At 73.5% G+C, this 1,094-nt stretch carries 1 protein-coding gene; it reads left to right on the plus strand.

The genetic code is table 11. The features are described from left to right. Positions 1 to 143 precede the first annotated feature (143 nt). Positions 144 to 1,094: electron transfer flavoprotein subunit alpha/FixB family protein (locus IEZ12_RS37315; protein ID WP_189278879.1), on the plus strand; the 951-nt coding region annotated here is incomplete at its 3' end.

Genomic DNA, 1,094 nt, shown 5'->3' on the forward strand with positions numbered 1-1,094 from the left:
ATCACCGCGCGCCCCGCCCGCACCCAGGGCGTCGTCGTGACCGACGAGGGCGACGGCGGCAAGCGGCTCGCCGCGTACCTCGCCGAGCAGAAGTTCATCTGACGGGCCGCCAGGAACCTTCGAAGGATACGGAGTTTAGACACATGAGCGAGATCCTGGTCCTGGTCGACCACGCCGACGGCGCGGTGCGCAAGCCCGCCCTCGAACTGCTCACCCTCGCCCGCCGCCTCGGCACCCCCAGCGCCGTCGTCCTCGGCGCCGGCGACAGCGCCGCGGCGATCGCCGCCAAGGCCGCCGAGTACGGCGCAGCCAAGGTCTACACCGCCGACGCCGACGAGTTCACCACCCTCCTCGTCGTCCCCAAGGTCGACGCCCTCACCCAGATCGCCAGGACCGCAGGCGCCGCCGCCGTCCTGGTCACCTCCGGCGGCGAGGGCAAGGAGATCGCCGCCCGCACCGCCCTGCGCCTGGGCTCGGGCCTGATCACCGACGCCGTCGACCTGGAACAGGGCGAGAGCGGCCCCGTCGCCACCCAGTCGGTGTTCGCCGCGTCGTTCCAGGTGAAGTCCACCGTCACCACCGGCGCCCCGGTCATCACCGTCAAGCCCAACAGCGCCGCCCCCGAGGCCGCCCCGGCCGCCGGCACCGTCGAGAACGTCACCGTCGCGTTCACCGGCAACGCCGCCACCGTCACCTCCCGCACCCCCCGCGTCTCCACCGGCCGCCCCGAGCTGACCGAGGCCGCGATCGTGGTCTCCGGCGGCCGCGGCGTGGGCGCCGCGGAGGGCTTCGGCGTCGTCGAGGACCTCGCGGACGCCCTCGGCGCGGCCGTCGGCGCCTCCCGCGCCGCGGTCGACGCCGGCTGGTACCCGCACACCAACCAGGTCGGCCAGACCGGCAAGCAGGTCTCGCCGCAGCTGTACGTCGCGGCGGGCATCTCCGGCGCGATCCAGCACCGCGCCGGCATGCAGACCTCGAAGACCATCGTCGCGGTCAACAAGGACCCCGAGGCCCCGATCTTCGAACTCGTCGACTACGGCGTCGTCGGCGACCTGTTCACCGTCCTCCCCCAGCTCACCACCGAGGTCAAGGCC

Source organism: Kitasatospora griseola (genome assembly GCF_014648555.1).
Lineage (GTDB): Bacteria > Actinomycetota > Actinomycetes > Streptomycetales > Streptomycetaceae > Kitasatospora > Kitasatospora griseola.